The organism is Acinetobacter sp. YH12046, from assembly GCF_013419905.1.
Lineage (GTDB): Bacteria > Pseudomonadota > Gammaproteobacteria > Pseudomonadales > Moraxellaceae > Acinetobacter.
The window spans coordinates 1-17,871 of sequence record NZ_VOZF01000043.1; the positions used below are offsets into that span (position 1 = coordinate 1).

At 38.1% G+C, this 17,871-nt stretch carries 18 protein-coding genes; 8 read left to right on the top strand and 10 right to left on the bottom strand.

Annotated elements, in window-relative coordinates; translation table 11 throughout:
* A partial coding sequence (locus FTU03_RS14835) for a helix-turn-helix domain-containing protein (RefSeq protein WP_180159655.1) occupies positions 1–412 on the bottom strand: 412 nt, incomplete at its 3' end.
* Positions 413–709: 297 nt separating this feature from the next.
* On the opposite strand from FTU03_RS14835, the gene adeR reads away from it, so the two are divergent.
* Both adeR and adeS read left to right on the top strand, forming a co-directional pair.
* Positions 710–1,438, top strand: coding sequence for an efflux system response regulator transcription factor AdeR (gene adeR / locus FTU03_RS14840; protein WP_032073130.1), 729 nt, complete (start codon positions 710–712; stop codon positions 1,436–1,438).
* On the top strand, positions 1,428–2,534 hold the full coding sequence (gene adeS / locus FTU03_RS14845) for a two-component sensor histidine kinase AdeS (protein ID WP_032073131.1): 1,107 nt from the start codon (positions 1,428–1,430) through the stop codon (positions 2,532–2,534). Before adeR ends, adeS begins: the two co-directional genes overlap by 11 nt.
* Positions 2,535–2,637: 103 nt before the next feature.
* Here adeS and FTU03_RS14850 read toward each other — a convergent pair whose 3' ends face one another.
* The 3 genes from FTU03_RS14850 to FTU03_RS14860 form a co-directional block, all read right to left on the bottom strand.
* On the bottom strand, positions 2,638–4,152 hold the full coding sequence (locus FTU03_RS14850; RefSeq protein WP_032073148.1) for an MFS transporter: 1,515 nt from the start codon (positions 4,150–4,152) through the stop codon (positions 2,638–2,640).
* A 113-nt stretch (positions 4,153–4,265) separates the two neighbouring features.
* A complete protein-coding gene (locus FTU03_RS14855) occupies positions 4,266–7,370 on the bottom strand; it encodes a multidrug efflux RND transporter permease subunit (protein ID WP_270915313.1) in 3,105 nt (1,034 codons plus the stop codon).
* A complete protein-coding gene (locus tag FTU03_RS14860) occupies positions 7,367–8,530 on the bottom strand; it encodes an efflux RND transporter periplasmic adaptor subunit (RefSeq protein ID WP_032073150.1) in 1,164 nt (387 codons plus the stop codon). The genes FTU03_RS14855 and FTU03_RS14860 overlap by 4 nt, the downstream gene beginning before the upstream one ends.
* A 426-nt stretch (positions 8,531–8,956) precedes the next feature.
* On the opposite strand from FTU03_RS14860, the gene FTU03_RS14865 reads away from it, so the two are divergent.
* Positions 8,957–9,553: a LysE family translocator gene (locus tag FTU03_RS14865; RefSeq protein ID WP_074163998.1), complete on the top strand. Its 597-nt coding sequence runs from the start codon at positions 8,957–8,959 to the stop codon at positions 9,551–9,553.
* A gap of 27 nt (positions 9,554–9,580) precedes the next feature.
* Here the strand turns inward: FTU03_RS14865 and FTU03_RS14870 are convergent, their stop codons facing one another.
* From FTU03_RS14870 to FTU03_RS14880, 3 genes are all read right to left on the bottom strand, one after another.
* Entirely contained in the window at positions 9,581–10,399 is an 819-nt protein-coding gene (locus tag FTU03_RS14870; protein WP_032073151.1) for an AraC family transcriptional regulator, read from the bottom strand.
* A gap of 130 nt (positions 10,400–10,529) precedes the next feature.
* Complete coding sequence (locus FTU03_RS14875) at positions 10,530–10,811, bottom strand: addiction module antidote protein (RefSeq protein ID WP_000985610.1); 282 nt, start codon at positions 10,809–10,811, stop codon at positions 10,530–10,532.
* A complete protein-coding gene (locus FTU03_RS14880; protein WP_154320144.1) occupies positions 10,812–11,114 on the bottom strand; it encodes a type II toxin-antitoxin system RelE/ParE family toxin in 303 nt (100 codons plus the stop codon).
* 249 nt (positions 11,115–11,363) lie between these two features.
* On the opposite strand from FTU03_RS14880, the gene FTU03_RS14885 reads away from it, so the two are divergent.
* Both FTU03_RS14885 and FTU03_RS14890 read left to right on the top strand, forming a co-directional pair.
* Positions 11,364–11,573: a hypothetical protein gene (locus tag FTU03_RS14885; RefSeq protein ID WP_004976362.1), complete on the top strand. Its 210-nt coding sequence runs from the start codon at positions 11,364–11,366 to the stop codon at positions 11,571–11,573.
* Positions 11,574–11,822: 249 nt separating this feature from the next.
* On the top strand, positions 11,823–13,277 hold the full coding sequence (locus tag FTU03_RS14890) for a SulP family inorganic anion transporter (protein WP_026438532.1): 1,455 nt from the start codon (positions 11,823–11,825) through the stop codon (positions 13,275–13,277).
* Between the two features lie 110 nt (positions 13,278–13,387).
* Here FTU03_RS14890 and FTU03_RS14895 read toward each other — a convergent pair whose 3' ends face one another.
* On the bottom strand, positions 13,388–13,678 hold the full coding sequence (locus FTU03_RS14895; RefSeq protein ID WP_004969304.1) for an addiction module antidote protein: 291 nt from the start codon (positions 13,676–13,678) through the stop codon (positions 13,388–13,390).
* A 1-nt stretch (position 13,679) separates the two neighbouring features.
* A complete protein-coding gene (locus FTU03_RS14900) occupies positions 13,680–13,976 on the bottom strand; it encodes a type II toxin-antitoxin system RelE/ParE family toxin (RefSeq protein ID WP_004647749.1) in 297 nt (98 codons plus the stop codon).
* Positions 13,977–14,192: 216 nt separating this feature from the next.
* Between FTU03_RS14900 and FTU03_RS16275 the strand changes: the two genes are divergently transcribed.
* Positions 14,193–14,318 (top strand): hypothetical protein, encoded by a 126-nt coding sequence (locus tag FTU03_RS16275; protein WP_004969301.1) that lies wholly within the window; start codon positions 14,193–14,195, stop codon positions 14,316–14,318.
* 93 nt (positions 14,319–14,411) lie between these two features.
* On the opposite strand, the gene FTU03_RS14905 is transcribed toward FTU03_RS16275, so the two are convergent.
* Positions 14,412–15,494, bottom strand: coding sequence for a hypothetical protein (locus FTU03_RS14905; protein WP_004969299.1), 1,083 nt, complete (start codon positions 15,492–15,494; stop codon positions 14,412–14,414).
* Between the two features lie 168 nt (positions 15,495–15,662).
* Between FTU03_RS14905 and FTU03_RS14910 the strand changes: the two genes are divergently transcribed.
* Both FTU03_RS14910 and FTU03_RS14915 read left to right on the top strand, forming a co-directional pair.
* Entirely contained in the window at positions 15,663–16,988 is a 1,326-nt protein-coding gene (locus FTU03_RS14910) for an ISNCY family transposase (protein WP_179989167.1), read from the top strand.
* A gap of 466 nt (positions 16,989–17,454) precedes the next feature.
* A partial coding sequence (locus tag FTU03_RS14915; protein WP_179993399.1) for a recombinase family protein occupies positions 17,455–17,871 on the top strand: 417 nt, incomplete at its 3' end.

Sequence of the window (17,871 nt, forward strand, 5' to 3'; positions counted from 1 at the left end):
GTTCACCAAAGCAATCCCGGTTGTAACGAGGCTGATACGGGCGTTTCAGGCGCTTGGCGCGAGGAATCCACAGATCTGCTGCAATCATCCAGGAACGCAGTGTTTCAACTGAAATATCAAAGCCATGAACGGTGGTGAGCTTTTCATGCGCTAAAGTGGGTCCGAAACCATGGAATTGTTCAGCGACCAGATTGAGGCACTTGAGTCTGAGCTCTTCAGGAAGCCTGGAATTGCTGATTTGGCCACGTGCAGCATGGGCTAATGCAGTTGGACCTTGAGTTTTGTATTTTTGCAATAAACGTCTGATCTGACGTTCTGAAATATGAAGTAGCTGAGCAGCCTGGGGCTGGGTTATGCGTTGATCACAGATTTCTTGCAAGACCGACAATCGTTTAAGTTCTTTATCCGACATAGACACCAACATATCAAACCGTCCGCTAAGAAAATTGCAACAGCGCATATTCTAAAAGCGGACATTTTTACTTTGGAGAAACCGGACATTTCTATTTTGGAGTTACAACTCTCGTTTCGTATAACAGCCATTATGTTAAATGAATGATAATTGACATTTTGTTCATTAATACTGATATGCAACGAATTTTATTATATGTCACCCCTCAATTACAAATATAAATGACTGCTCGTCTAATCATCTCCATTACACAATTAAATGTTAAAATGCATAGCTACTTCATCTAAGATAAAATATATGTATCCAAATCTACAGCACAGCTTCGAAAACAGCGTCATTCTCGTTGTAGAAGATGATTATGATATTGGTGACATTCTTGAAAAATACATAAAAAATGAAAACATGCAGGTCATCCGTGCATTGGATGGACAACAAGCTTTAGAGTGCCTAAAAGCCAACTCTATCGACCTGATTCTCCTTGATATTAAATTACCCAAACTAAATGGCTGGGAAATTCTACAAATCATCCGTCAAACAAGTCATTTACCTGTCATTATGCTGACTGCCTTAGATGATCAAGTGAATAAGATCATGGGGCTAAAAATGGGTGCTGATGACTTTATTATTAAGCCATTTAACCCAAACGAAGTGATTGCACGAATACAAGCCGTACTTAGACGAAGTACAAGCCAAAATATGGAAATAACTAATATTATTCGTTATAGAAATATTGAAATTAATCCAGATCATCATCAAGTTTACATTTCAAATGGTCAAAGAAATCAGTTGCTCAACCTTACGTTAACTGAGTATAAGATACTGTTTTTGATGGCAAAAACACCGAATAAAGTCTTTACACGTAATGAATTGATCCAAAACTGTATGCCTGAAAGTGATGCTTTAGATCGCACTGTAGATAGCCATATCAGCAAATTACGCAAAAAACTTGAAGAAAATGATGTAAATGGCTTATTAATCAATGTCCGTGGCGTGGGGTATCGCTTAGATCAAAATCATGAAATTTAACTTTTTTAAAAATTCTGTTGGAATTAACTTCCAGTTTATTATCATGATGAGCCTATTCAATTTAGGCATTACGCTGTTATCTTTCATGATTGGCTATTTTGTTTATAGCTGGGCGATAAAAATAGGTTTTCTAAATACACAAGTTATTAATTCAAATGAATTTTCAGTTACCTCCGTTGACTTTATCTGGCTGTTTTTAGTGCTATTAACAGGCTTTTTTCTTTCTACTATCCTCGCCTTTAAATATGGAAAACGCTATACACAGCCAATTAGTGATTTAGCAGATGTTATTCAACAAATTCAACAAGGCAATTTAGCACTCAGAATTAAACAGCCACATCATGATATTCCACATGAAATCAAGTCTCTTATTGAGAACTTCAATGAAATGGCAAACCAACTTGAAGTATCAGTTAAGAATTCAACTGTTTGGAATGCTGCAATTGCACATGAATTACGAACACCTGTGACAATATTACAAGGTCGCTTGCAAGGTATTGTCGATGGTATATTTATTGCCGATAAAGCTTTACACCTAAGCTTATTGAACCAAGTCGAAGGCTTATCTTACCTTGTGGAAGATTTACGGACACTGACACTTATTGAAAATAAACAATTACGATTAGAACTAGAAAAGACCAATTTAAAAAATAGTATTGAAAAATGTCTGCAGATGTTTAATGAACGGTTTCATGTTAAAGGTTTAACTATTGTTTTAAATTTGACGGATAAATTGGTTTGCGTTGATATAAGAAGGATGGAACAGGTCTTTATTGCATTGTTCTCTAACTTTCTAAGATATTCGAATGCTGGAAAAATAAATATTACATCTGTAACCACAGCAGAACATTGGGTATTGACGTTTGAAGATGAAGGTCCTGGTATTGATGAATCGCATCTTAAACACCTGTTCAAACCCTTCTATCGACTGGAAGACTCTAGATCATGTCTAGATGGCGGTACTGGATTAGGCTTGGCAGTGATTGATGCAATTATTGAAGCACACCAAGGTCATATTTATTATTCTAAATCCAAAAACTTAGGTGGCAGCTGTTTTACTATTCAACTAAATCGTAAGACATCAACTCATTTATAATGTGTTAAGTTCAGATTAATACGGCTTAATTTAAACCATAAATTTAAGATAAATTGATGTCTGAACTTAACCATTCTGTTTGATGATCCTCAAATAAATTTCATCACAATGAATTCTCATCTCGATATTTAGCTAGCATAAAAAATACCACAATGGAGAGTATCCCGATGATAATCCCTGCTGTTAATAATAAATTAACATGAGCTGAACTGAAGGCAATTTTACCTGCGTTAATCAATGCTGTACCTTGTTCAACGGGTAACTGGCTCGCCACTAAATAGGTATCACCAATCGAAAGTCTGGCTTTTTCTGCTAAAACAGCAGTTAAATCTGACGGCACTTGAAGATGACTGCCAAATATATAGGCCATGAAAACACCAAATAAAGTAATACCTAGTCCTGTACCCAGTTCATAACCTGTACTTTCAAGTGAACCTGCCGCACCGCCCTTTTCTGCAGGTACTGAGCCCATGATCGCAATGGATGAAGCTGTTAAACCAATACTCAGTGTTAATCCAATCGAAGCTAAAATAAAGGGAACGATGATTCCCGGATGATGAAAATCTGAATAACTCAAACTGACCAACGCAATTGCTGCCAATATTAATGACATGGTCGCAACCAGACGGAGTCCAAATTTATTGGATAAAAAACCAGCAATAGGCCCGCCAATAGCGGCCGCAACCATAATCGGAACCATAAAAAGACCGGCTTGCAGCGGTGTTAAACGAATGACATATTGCAGCTCCATTGCCAAAGTTAACTCAACCCCTGCCAAAGCGCCTGCAGCAACCATTGCCATAATAATGCCGGCTAAAATAGCAGGACGTGAAAATAGCGAAAGATCTAGCATCGGCTGAGGAGAATTCAGCTGTTTGCGTACAAATATGGTTAATAAGCCGATAGATAAAACGACCAAAGGCAAGACAATCAACAACGACTGTTTACCGCCTAAGCCTGCTTTTAGTGCATATACAAACGAAATCAAACCGACAATCAGCAATAGCGCTTGACCAAATGCCCAATGTCCAGGGGTTATAGCTTCTTTTCGGGACAATAAGAAATAGCACATTGGTGCGACAACCAGCATGATTGGGACGTTAATCAGGAAAACTGAACCCCACCAGAAATATTCTAACAATCCCCCACCAATGAGCGGTCCAATGGCGGCACCGGCTGATCCGATTGTGCCCCAAATACCCAGCGCAATGGCACGTTCGCGACTGTCTTCGAAGGTTCTGCGAATAATACCCAATACACAGGGCATAATCATGGCACCGCCTAATGCTAATAAAGCACGTGCGGCAATCAGCATAGAAGCCGTTTGGGAAAATGCCGCAAGGACTGAGGCAATTCCAAATATAACCAAGCCAATCAGCAGAATCTTACGATTGCCGACACGATCAGCCAAAGTTCCCATCGGAACTAAAAGTCCAGCCATAAGTAATGGATAAATATCAATAATCCATAAGACTTGGTTACTTGTGGCACTCAGCGATTGGGTTAATGAGGGAACCGCAACATGCAGTACAGTCATATCAATCACAATCGGCAGAAATGCAAGCACGACAGCGAGCAATATCCACCAGCGTTTCGGATCAAGATTGGTAGCTTTCATGATTAAACCTATATTGATGGTTTATTAAATCAATTCTGAAATAAAGATGTAAATGAAAGATTTGTTGTGGGCTAAACTCGTTAACCCACAGCTTTTATTCTCAGTTTTGATGCTTAATGTGCCGCTTTACGTTTCGAGAATTTCTCAACCATGCTCATGACGACAATAAAGAAAATCGGTACAAAAATAACAGCTAGAATTGTTGCGCTGATCATGCCGCCAAAGACGCCTGTACCAATCGCTTTTTGAGTTTCAGAACTAGCGCCACTGGCAATGACTAAAGGAATAACGCCACAGGTAAATGCCAAAGATGTCATTAGGATTGGACGTAAGCGCAATTTAGCGGCTGCAACGGTTGCCTCCACTAAACCCATTCCTTCTTCTCTTAGTGCTTTTGCAAACTCAACAATCAAAATAGCATTCTTTGCAGATAGACCAATAATCGTGATCATGCCGACCTTAAAGAAAATATCATTTGGCATACCACGTAACATTACTGCTAAAAAGGCGCCAATCAACCCTAGAGGGACAACTAGCATCACAGAGAATGGAATTGACCAGCTTTCATAAAGCGCTGCCAAGACAAGGAAAACGACTAACATCGACAACAGTAATAAAAACAAGGTTTGTGATTCCGACTGTTTTTCTTCTAGAGAAATCCCAGTCCACTCATAACCCACACCTTTCGGAAGTTGTTCAATCAAATTTTCCATCTCAGTCATGGCTTGTCCTGAAGATATACCTGCTGCTGGACTGCCAGAAATACTCAATGATGGACGACCGTTGTAACGATTGTATTGTTGTGGGGAATGTTGCCAAATTGGAGTAATTATTTCAGACATTGAAACCAATTTACCGCTTTGACTGTTCACCTTAATCTGAAGAATATCTTCAATACTCATGCGTGATTTGGCATCAAGTTGCACAATGACTTGCTGCATACGGTCATGATTTGGAAAATCATTGATATACATCGAACCCATTGAGGTTGAAATAATATCGGTCACATCACTGAAATTAACACCTAATGCCTGCAATTTATCTCTATCAATTTTAAGCTGTACAGAACTGCCATCTGGCAAACCTTCAGGATAGACCTCCGCCACGATTTTACTTTGTGCTGCTAATGCTAAAAGCTGATCTTGTGCTTCTCTTAAAGCAGGCATGCCAATATTGCCACGATCTAATAATCTCAGTGAAAAACCAGATGAGTTACCCAATTCATCAATTGCTGGTGGTAACACAGACATGGTTTGACCTTCTGAACTTTCAGCCATCGCTATATTGGCATTATTCACGACTTCTTGTGCCGTAATAGTACGCTCTTCGAATGGCAATAGATTGGTAAAATACATCGCTGTATTCTGACCAGATCCACTAAAACCAAAACCTAAGACCGCCATATTGTCTTTAATCCCCGTTTCTTGGTCTAAATAATTTTGAAACTCAGCAACGACTTTACGGGTACGTTCTTGAGTTGCATCCGCAGGAAGTTGAATCGAAGTCATAAACCACCCCTGATCTTCTTCTGGCATAAACGCAGTCGGAACGTGTTTAAAACTAAAAATCAGCACAATGACAATGCCTAAGAAACATAACATTGCGAGGGTTTTATGTTTAATTACTTTAAATAAACTGCGTTCATAGCGATTGTTCAGCTTCTCAAAACTGCGATCAAACGATGCAAAAACACCCTTTTTCTGATGGTCTTGATCAATCGGTTTTAACATCGTTGCACATAACGCAGGGGTTAATGTCAGTGCAAGGAAAGCTGAGAATAAAATTGAAACCGACATGGTAATGGTGAACTGACGATAGATAATCCCCACTGAGCCTGACGCCAATGCCATCGGCAAGAATACAGCGGCTAACACTAAGGTGATGCCAATAATCGGATTGGTAATTTCCTTCATGGCTTTAGATGTGGCTTCAACTGGAGATAAGCCTTCTGTCGCCATAATGCGTTCAACATTCTCAATGACCACAATCGCATCATCGACAATAATCCCGATCGCAAGCACCATACCGAACATGGTCAGCACATTAATCGAAAAACCAGCAAGCAGCATGACTGAGAATGTGCCAAGCAATGCAATCGGTGCAACAATCGCCGGAATTAAGGTGTATCGAACATTGTGTAAAAAGATAAACATGACAATAAAAACTAATGCCATAGCTTCAAGCAATGTCATGATTACTTTTTCAATCGAGATTTTTACAAAAGGTGCAGTGTCGTAAGGTATAGAGAATTTCATACCATCAGGCAGTGCTGAACCTAACTGTTCAATTTTCGCTTTAACACCTTCTGCAGTCTTGACAGCGTTGGCACCAGGACTCATTTGTATCGCCACAGCTGTAGAGGCTTTGCCATTTTCTAAAATCGCAAAGTTATACATCTGTGCCCCGATTTCGACACGAGCGACATCCGACAGTCGAACATTGGCGCCATTTTGTTGAGCACGTAAACTAATTTTCTTGAATTGCTCTACAGTTTCTAATTGACCTTGAGCAGTTAAAGGAATAGTAATTTGTTGCCCCGTCAAAGCAGGAACATCACCAATACGACCTGGTGATATCGGCAAGTTTTGGTTTTGGATGGCTGTATTCACATCTTGAATACTCAATCCATAAGAAACCAAACGATCTGGATCGACCCAAATCCGCATGGCTTTTTCAGCACCAAAATTTTGGACTTTACCAACACCGTCAACCCGCTTTAATTCTTCAATCACATAGCGAGTCATATAGTCACTGACATCAATTTCACTATATTTGCCATTCGGTGAACTTAAGCCCACCATCATTAAAAAACCAGACGACGCAGCATCGACCATCAGCCCTTGTTGTCGCACTGTTTGAGGTAAGCGTGACTCAATGGCTTTAATTTTGTTTTGCACATCAATTTGTGCAAGTTCTACATCTGTACCTGGTTTAAATGTTGCGGTGATTGTTGCTGTTCCAGAACTATCTGAACTTGAACTGTAATAAAGTAAGTTTTTGACACCTGACATTTCCCGCTCAATCAAGGTCACAACACTATCATTCAATGTTTTTGGCGTAGCACCTGGATAGATTGCCGTAATACTAATCTGTGGTGGCGCAACACTTGGGAATCGTGCAATAGGTAACTTGGGGATGCTTAGTACACCCAACAGAATAATAAATAAAGCAATCACCCATGCAAAAATAGGACGCCTAATGAAAAATTGGGACATTATTGCTGTCCTCCATTTTCCTTAATATTTGTAGGTTGCCACTGCTTAATTTTTAATTTTTGCTCAGGCTGTATACGATCAGCCCCTTCAACAATGACTTTCTCACCTGCTTGTAACCCTTGTTTGATCACATAGTTATTTTGATAACGTTGACCAAGCTGAACAGGCTTGCTTTGCGCTAAACCTTTTTGATTAACAATCGTAACATTGGCTTTACCACTAATATCATGTTGAATCGCTTGTTCTGGAACTAGGAGCGCATTTTCAACTTGAGCTCGGCTCATATTGACTCGAACATACATGCCTGGCAAAAGTTTTTGATTTTCATTATTGGCTAAAATACGGATTGTGACATCACCCGTATCAGGATCAACTTTAGTATCCGAAAATAGGATTTCACCTGTAACGTTATAAGGTTTACCCTGACTATTTAGGATTTCAACCGTATGTTTGGTATTTGACACGTCACCTTGCTGTAAAGCTTCCTGTAGTTTTTCATAATCACTAATTGATTGCTTTACATCAACATAGACTTTATTAATCTGTTGTATTACGGCCATTGCATTAGTATCACCTTGACCAACTAATGCACCCTCAGTCACTAAGATTTCACCAATCGTTCCCGAGATAGGGGCTGTAACAGTCGCATATTTAAGATTAAGTTGTTGTCTGCTTAACATGGCTTGCATTTGCGCCACATCGGCTTTTGCTTTTTGATAATCTGCTTCGGTATTGTTGTATTCCTGCTGACTAACCGCATTTACTTTTACTAATTCAGTGTAGCGTTTTAACAGCACCTGCAAACGTGTCACCTCAGCTTGTGCACGGTTTAAAGTGGCTTGATTGCTTTTTACATCTGCCTGAAATATTTCAGAATTCAATTTAAAAAGCGGTTGACCTGCTTGCACATAAGAGCCTTGCTTAAAAAGTACTTTATCAACAATTCCACCTACTTGCGGGCGAATTTCAGCAATACGGTAAGCGACAACACGGCCTGGAAGATTTTCAATTAAATTCATGGAATGCGGTAATACCGTGATGGTACTGACAACCGCTGGTGGCATTTCTGTTGGGGACTGTTCAGCATCTTTGGCTTGTGTACAGCCGATTAAAAGTACAGTTGTAATAAGTATTGAACCTATTAAATGATAATGTGTTGACATGCTTTTTCAGAGGGGGGGTTTTAGATACTACTATTTTGAAATAGCAGTGTTTATGAATTGCTGATGTTGTGTGGAGATTGTGTGGAGATTGTGTGGAGAGATTAAAAGATTTATTTTTTAATGACACGCTTAAACAGCGTGGCTTGTAAATTAGTATAAATAATTTTGTTGTTCTACAATTTTGATCGTATCTTAGTTTTTTCTCATAGTTCATGAACTTTAAAATTCTAAACCAAGACTAATATTTATATAAGCAATTGAAAATACAATACATAGTTTCTTTATACACTTATGAAGTGAACTTTAGGTGAACATAAGTTAAATAGAAATTTTTAATTAGTTCAGCACAAACGTACAATCTTTAAGGCCTATAACTCGATACCGTTCTCTCTTTGATGTTTATTGCTATCTAATTGAGTGAACTCTGTGGAAATATTTCTTTATACATTAAGCGTTATGTATAGCCCAGGCCCTGTAAATTTTATGGGGCTAAATTCTGGCCTTACAGGTCAATTAAAAAAGACTATAGGATTTTACCTAGGCATTGGTTTCGCCATGTTGATCTTATTCGTATTGTTTGGCTATATAGGTGAAGCTGTTATTCCACATGGATTGATTCATTATATTGCTTTAGCGGGTGCAATTTATACATTCTACTTGGCTATAAAAATGATTAGGGCGAATGTAGAAACAACTCAACAGCAAGAAAGCCATCTAACATTCTTAAATGGCTTATTTATTCAGTTATTAAATCCAAAAGCCATTCTCGTCATTCTACCTGTTACGACAATTATGTACCCTGCAGCCAAAATCACAGGAATCATGATCTTGATAGTTTCTTTACTGATTTCACTTGGTGCTGTTGGCGCACCATTCACCTATGCTCTGGTTGGAAAAGTATTAGGCAACAAAATTGCTAATCCTATCTGGTTTAATCGGCTAAATAAGCTGATGGGTATACTCTTGATTTTATCAGGGCTTTTTATGTTCAAAGATTTTCTTAATGGAATAAATCTGCTGTAGGACAAATTAGCCGTTCAAATCGAACGGCTATCTTTTAATATTTATCATTTTCCATTGAGTGGGAGTTAAACCAAATGTTTTTATAAAATGTCTGGTCATATGACTCTGATCAAAAAAGCCTGCATTTAAAGCAGCATTAACAATAGACTCCCCTTGAGCAAGGTAGAACTTAACTGTTTCTAAGCGACGCATGATCATATAACGGTGTGGGCTAGTTCCAAATAATAATCGGAAATCACGAGAAAGGCTCCAGCGGTCACGATCAGCATGTTTCTCTAAATCTGACAAACTTAAGTTTTCATGTGGATACGCCAAAATACACTCACGCGCTCTCTCTGCTGCCTTGTAGTCAAATTTTTTGTTTTGGTTAGATGAAGTATCTGAAATTTCACACAGTGTAGTTGCCAAATCAAATAGAGCATCTTCCTCTTCTAGGGTATCCATATAATTATTTATATTATTTAGAAAGCTATCCATTGCCCTAAACAGGCGAATATCATTACTTAAGCCATGTCTGATAAAAGGCAAAGGTTTACCCTTTAAAATGGTTTGGATCATCGCTGGTTCGATGTAAATCATTCTATAGCGATAGCCATCTAATGTTCCTGATTCACCATCATGCTTTTCATCCGGGTGTAGAACCATAGTCATGCCTGGCAAGCTATGTTGCAATGTACCTTTGTAATGAAAGTTTTGAACTCCGGAAAGAGTCCTGCCAATAGCATAAGTATCATGTCGGTGAGGTTTATAAGCATAATTGGAAAGAAATGCTTCAATTCTTTCTAATTTATGATTTTGAGTGGGGGATCTCACAATCCAATTATTTCCACTGGAGAAATCAGGCATAATTGATGGCCAATTTTTCGTAGATTCTATTGTAGATTATTTTTCACTTTTCCTAAAATTAACATAATACACGTTATACGAAGTTGAAATGAAAAATGGAGCTTAAAGCTCCCTTTTTTACTAGTTTTTTTTAAATTGCTAAGCGTAAATTCAGTGCTTTTACGACTTTAATAACAGTATCAAAGCTTGGATTTACATCGCCAGAAAGTGCTTTATAAAGACTTTCTCGACCTAAACCAGTGTCTCTTGATAATTGAGCCATTCCTTTAGCTTTAGCAATATTACCTAAAGCTTTTGCAATGAATGCCGCATCACCATTAGATTCATCGATACAGGCTTGTAGGTAAGCTTGCATATCTTCTTCTGTTTTAAGATGTTCAGCACTGTCCCATTTGCGAAGTTTGATAGCCATTTACAGCTCCTCCTCTAAATCTTGTGCTAATTGTAGGGCAAGTTTTATATCTTTACTTTGCGTAGACTTGTCTCCGCCTGCTAAAAGAATAACGACCCTTTGCCCTTGCTTACAGTAATAGATCCTGTAGCCAGGTCCAAAGAAGAAACGTAATTCAGAAACACCTTCACCTACTGGTTCAGTATCTCCAAAGTTTCCATCTTCAACCCGATCAATTCGGACTTGTATACGTCTTTTTGCCTGCAGGTCTTTTAACTTAGTAAACCAGTCATCAAAGACTTCAGTGGTATATATTGAGTACATAAGAGTAATGTATCCTATAGGATACATTCATGCAAGAAATAAACTTGAATGTATGGGGCTACAACAGAATTTCGTATAACCACCATTATGTTAAATAGATAGCAGTTGGGAGATTATTTATTCTTTCAATAGACAAAAACTTGCGGAATTTTTCTTAATTTGTAATCCTTGCGGCCAAGGGTGTCTAGCGTAGCTAAGACAGGTATTCGTTATAGTCGGGCCGCTATAATACGGATGACGAGTGCCTGTATGTTTAACCTAAATATCTTTAACAAGATCTCTAGCGAAGTATTGACCATCAAAAATGATCTTGAGCTGAATTCTGAAAATCAACTGATAACTAAGTATAAGACTTCTACTTCTGAAGATTATAAACAGGCTATTGTTTTGATTTTTAAAGAACGTGGCTATACACGTTTGGAAATAGGTCAATTACTTGGGGAGCCAAAAGCTTCATAAAATACCGATTAAACAAAGCTTGGATATAACATCCAGGCTTTATAAAAAAGTACCTAGCTGTTACCCTTGTCCTGATTTTTTTACTCTAAAACGTTCTTTCATCTTATGACACTTACGCCACCTTAAGTTTATTTATCGTCTTAAATCTGTAAATAACTCATCACTGTCTAGTGATGTGGTGTAGTCGTTTGTGTGTTGTATATATCACATCACTAGCCTATCTGAAAAATTAAAAAACAGGCTATGTTTATGTTATCTAATGTCCGAGAACAGTGGTTCTCTAACATCCGTGGGGATGTACTTGCCGGATTAGTCGTCGGTCTTGCACTCATCCCTGAAGCCATCGCATTTTCAATTATTGCAGGTGTAGATCCTAAAGTTGGTCTATACGCATCCTTCTGTATTGCCGTCGTGATTTCTTTCGTAGGTGGTCGTCCTGCCATGATTTCAGCAGCCACTGGTGCAATGGCGCTGCTTATGGTCACATTGGTCAAAGAGCATGGGCTTGAATATCTGCTGGCAGCAACAATTTTGACAGGCGTGATTCAAATATTGGCAGGCTATTTAAAGCTCGCCAAGTTAATGCGGTTTGTATCTAAATCTGTGGTTATTGGATTCGTAAATGCGTTAGCGATCTTAATTTTCATGGCTCAATTGCCTGAACTGATTAATGTGACCTGGCATGTATATGCTTTTGTTGCTTTAGGTTTAGCAATTATTTATCTATTCCCTCTGGTTCCCAAATTAGGAAAATTACTCCCTTCTCCACTAGTCTGCATCATTGCAATCACATTATTGGCAATCGCTTTAGGAATTGATGTACGGACCGTGGGCGATATGGGGTCTTTACCTGACACACTTCCAATGTTCTTGATTCCAGATATTCCTTTGAATATTGAAACATTGATGATTATTTTGCCTTATTCAGTCGCACTGGCGGCTGTAGGTTTACTTGAATCGATGATGACAGCAACTATCGTGGATGAAATGACTGATACGCCAAGTGATAAATATCAGGAATGTAAGGGACAAGGGATTGCGAATATTGCTTCTGGCTTTATGGGTGGCATGGCCGGTTGTGCAATGATTGGTCAATCTATGATTAACGTAAAATCAGGTGGCCTTACACGCTTATCAACATTCTCTGCGGGCATTTTTCTTCTTATTCTGGTTGTATTTATCAGCGACTGGCTCAAAGTGATTCCAATGGCTGCATTGGTAGCGGTAATGATAATGGTCTCTATCAGTACCTTTGAATGGAGTTCTGTCACTCAGTTAAAAGATAATCCTAAGAGTAGTAATATCGTCATGATTGCGACGGTGATTGTAGTTGTTGCTACGCATAACCTGGCTTTGGGTGTGTTAACAGGCGTATTACTTTCAGCCTTGTTCCTGGCGAATAAACTTGAAAATGATATCCAGGTGACAGCATCTTTTGAAGGAATGGCCCGTTTATATGAGTTGAGAGGTCAGATCTTCTTTAGTTCTTCTGAAAAATTCATGCAAGGTTTTGACTTTAAAGAGGATGTAAAGGAGGTGATTATTGATTTGACCCATTCTCACATTTGGGATGTAACATCAGTCGCCATGCTTGATTCTGTTGTAAATAAATTTCAAAAGAATGGTGCGAATGTCACAGTACGTGGTCTAAATGAAGCCAGTTCGATCATGATTGATAAGTATGGGACACATGCCAGAATTTAAGTTTTAAAAATTCTATATTTATATAGAATTTCTAAAATTAACATAATACACCTTATACGAATCTAAAAATGGGAGCCTTTAGCTCCCATTTTTACTATATTTTTAAAGTTTTAAGCGTGTTGTACTGTGAGTTTTAAGCCTAAAGCATTTACTACACGATTAATCGTATCAAAACGTGGTGCTGAATCCTGACGTAGGGCTTTGTAGAGTGCTTCACGCCCAATCCCTGCTTCTTTAGCGATTTGAGTCATGCCACGAGCTTTAGCAATAACACCAAGTGCATGGGCTAATTCAGCTGGATCATTTTCTTCAAGAACCATATTGAGATACATCACAATGTCTTCTTCAGTTTTGAGCGACTCAGCCATATCAAAACTTGGTAAATCAGCGACTTTAACCATTTTAATCCTCCAATGTTTTCGATAGTTTGACTGCCCGATCGATGTCTTGTTGTTGAGTTGATTTATCTCCACCACCAAGCATTACAATCACAACGTCACCATGTTGGATGTAATACATCCTCCATCCAGAACCGAAGAATTCTCTCATTTCCCAAACGCCATCTTGGAGAGGTTTAATGTCTCCCCAGTTTCCACGTTGAACCTTATCTAATCGACGATTCAGGCGGATACGGGTCATATTGTCTTTAATGCCATCCAACCATTCATCAAATTCTGGAAGACGTTTAATTTCAATCATGAGGATTCCTTATCTTCTCACTATATTGTATTCGATCGAATACAATATGCAAGTAATTTATACGAACATCCATTAATTTCGTATAACACCATTATGTTAAATACATAATTTTTTTGGTTAAAATTTAAACTTTTTTACTGTTTTTCAGGCAAGATGCATATTTTTTTGAAGCCATACTTTCCTTGTCAGATGTTCAAACATTTTAAGGAGAAAGCAATGACACAAACAGCGAATGATCAACGTGCTACAGTAAAAAATCCTAATAATATTCAACATGCGCAGAATCAGGACAACCGTAGCCGACAATTGAATCCTAATCATAAACCTACGAAATCTAAATAAGGATGAAAACTATGAGCACAGCAGGTTGGCCTAGTACTACTGGAAATCCATCAGGTGGTGGCCGAGACAATAATCCACCTCGTAAATAAAAATTTATTTATCTTGTAATATCAATTCAGAAGGCCAAAGATATTGGCCTTCTGAAGGATATTTCTTCAGGAAGGCTTCCCATATCACGATAAAATCTTCTGATGTAGCTAACGTAGAAACGCTGGCTGTTTTTTGAAAATGTTTATAATAAAAGTCTTGCCAAAAATATATTAACCATAGGCCAGCTATGGCATTAATACTTTCAAACCACTTATCTTCTGGAAGTTCATTTTTCAGGAATAAATAATTCTCTTCTGAGACTTGTTCATAAATTTCATCATTTTTAAACTCACCATAAGGTAGACCTAGGAACTCATAGACTTCATTCAAGTAGCATAGTCTTCTGTTTTCTCTAACTTTTTTAATTAGTTGTATAAATTCTTTAATTTGTTCATCTTCGAGAGAAGGATCTAACCATTGCTCAAAACCATTAGTTGGAGGAATAGTCTTCAGAATCTCGACTTTATGTCCTTTTGTTGCTTCAAACTTTGCATTTATCTTTAAGATAAATAAAAGAAAATCTGTAAAAGTTTTTGATGGGAAGTATGGTCGTTTATTTTTAAACTTAAACTTTAATGCTTGGTTTAGTGAGATTGATTGGAATCCCCACTTCTTAGAAATTAAATGATCTAAGTGAATTAAAATTAGCAGTATATTGACGCCAGAATTTCTAAGCATCTCATGACTAATAATATTCTTTAAATCACCGTTAAAGCTAAAGTTATTTACCAGAAAATCATGTAGTTTGCAGACATCTTCATATAAAAAATTATTTTTTTCTAATTCTGAAAATAGCTTTATATGCTCATTCCAATAAAAAAAATCGTTATTCTTAATTGGATATAGTTCTAAGATTTTTAAGCAGTATGCAAAATTATAGTTTTCTTCATCTACAGCTAAAGAAGTTGCTGAATTAAGTACGAAAAACCCCATTTCTGAAGCAAATTCGGATTTAATTTTAACTTTAGCTATTTCATCATTTTTAAATGGAACATTAGTATATTTTTTCTCAATTTTACCTAGTTTCTTAGCCAGGTTTTTATCCATATTTTTCAATATTAAACAGTAGAATTCTAAAGGATTCATGGATGCCCTAATTTTTTAAAAAATCTAAAATTAACATAATACACCTTATACGAAATGCGTTTGTAACTCCAAAATAGAAATGTCCGGTTTCTCCAAAGTAAAAATGTCCGCTTTTAGAATATGCGCTTTTGCGATTATCGAAGCGGACGGTTTGATATGTTGGTGTCTATGTCGGATAAAGAACTTAAACGATTGTCGGTCGTGCAGGAAATCTGCGATCAACGCATAACTCAATCCCAGGCTGCTCAGCTACTTCATATTTCAGAACGTCAGATCAGGCGTTTACTGCAAAAATACAAAGCTCAAGGCCCAGCTGCATTAGCCCATGCCGGTCGTGGTCAAACCAGCAATTCCAGGCTTCCTGAAGAACTCAGGCTCAAGTGCCTCAATATGGTTGCTGAGCAATTCCATGGTTTCGGACCCACTTTAGCGCATGAAAAGCTGACTACCATTCATGGATTCGATATTTCAGTGGAAACCCTGCGTTCCTGGATGATTGCAGCCGATTTATGGATTCCTCGCTCCAAACGCCTGAAACGCCCATATCAGCCTCGTTATAACCGGGACTGTTATGGTGAACTGATCCAAATTGATGGCTCACATCATGACTGGTTTGAAGGAAGAGCCCCTAAATGCTGTCTATTGGTGTTTATCGATGACGCCACAGGAAAATTGCAGCACTTACGCTTCTGTGAGTCAGAATCAGCCTTTGACTATATGATTTCAACACGTTTGTATGTTGAGCAGCATGGTAAGCCTTTAGCCTTCTACAGCGATAAACATTCAGTCTTCAGGGTGAATCAAAGCAGCAAGAAAGACACCAAGATTACGCAATTTGGGCGCGTACTCAGCACCCTGAATATCGATATTATCTTCGCTAATTCACCACAGGCCAAAGGCCGTGTAGAACGAGCCAATAGAACGCTTCAGGACCGTCTGATCAAAGAAATGCGCCTGGAAGGCATCTGTTCGATTGAACAAGCGAATGCCTGGCTACCCTGCTTCATTGAGCAATTCAATCAGAAGTTTGCCAAGATGGCCTTTAATCCCAAGGATCTACACCGGACTGTCACTGAAACAGCCGAAGAATTAGATGATATTTTTACCTGGCGTGAACCCCGCAGAGTCACGAATAGCCTGACGATTACTTATGATAAATGCGTATATCTCCTGGAAAACACGGAAGAAAACCAAAGATTGATTAGTAAGTATCTTGAGTTCCTGGAATACCCGGATGGTACAGTCGCGATTGAATATCAGGGAAGAAAAATCAATTACAGCATCTTCGATAAATTAAGTCAGCTTAACCAGCGAGAGATTGTTGAGAATAAACGTTTAGGTGCAGTTCTCAATCATATTCAACAACAGCATGAAGAATTGGAACAGCAAAACAAACGTAATCGTTCTCAATCTATGCCAAGCAGACGTGCACAGAAGACAGTAATCAAAGAACGAAATCTGAATCCTGTGCTTGACTTGGAAATGTCTGTATAGGACATTTCTATTTGGTTTTAAGGTAGGACATTACTACTTAGGAATAACAGCGTTATAATTCTCTATAGAAATCAATGCTGTAGTTTCTAGTTGATAGCCCATCTTCCCCAAGGTGGGCTTTTTTTATGATTTTTCACGTTCCACGCTTATTATTTAATCAAAAGACCTCTTGCGAAAGTATAGTTTATCTAATTTTTGAATTGGCTAAAACCTCATAAAATATAGCTTTTGGCTGCTTAAAATTTGACTAACGCAAGAATTCTAAAGTTTCTCAACTTTGATTAGCTCAAATAAATACCATTTCTCTTTTTCTAGGTCTCTTTAAATCACGAATTATGTAACTATAGAGTATAGCCTAACGGAACAAAATAAAGTCTTAAAAAGCAACTCAAAAACCGTATTTATAGACTTAATATTTAATTTCGGTACAATATGTATTTAATTATCTAAACTCTAACGGTACAGAATGCCTAATCAGGTCGGATATATTCGAGTCAGTTCAACTGAACAAAATACTGAACGTCAATTAGATGGAATCAGCCTGGATAAGACCTTTACTGAAAAGGCAAGCGGTGGTAGCCGTGAACGTCCTCAGTTAAATGCAATGCTCGACTATCTGCGTGAAGGTGATACGGTGCATGTTCATAGTATTGATCGTCTGGCACGTAATACAAATGATCTGAACGAAATTGTGAATAGTCTGAATGATCGTGGTATAACCATTATTTTTCATAAAGAGAATTTGACCTTCAGTCATGATGTAGCACAATCGGCAATAAATAAACTCATGTTTCAGATGCTTGCTGCATTTGCAGAGTTTGAACGCTCCATGATCCGTGAGCGTCAAAAGGAAGGAATTGCAAAAGCCAAAGCGAAGGGCTTA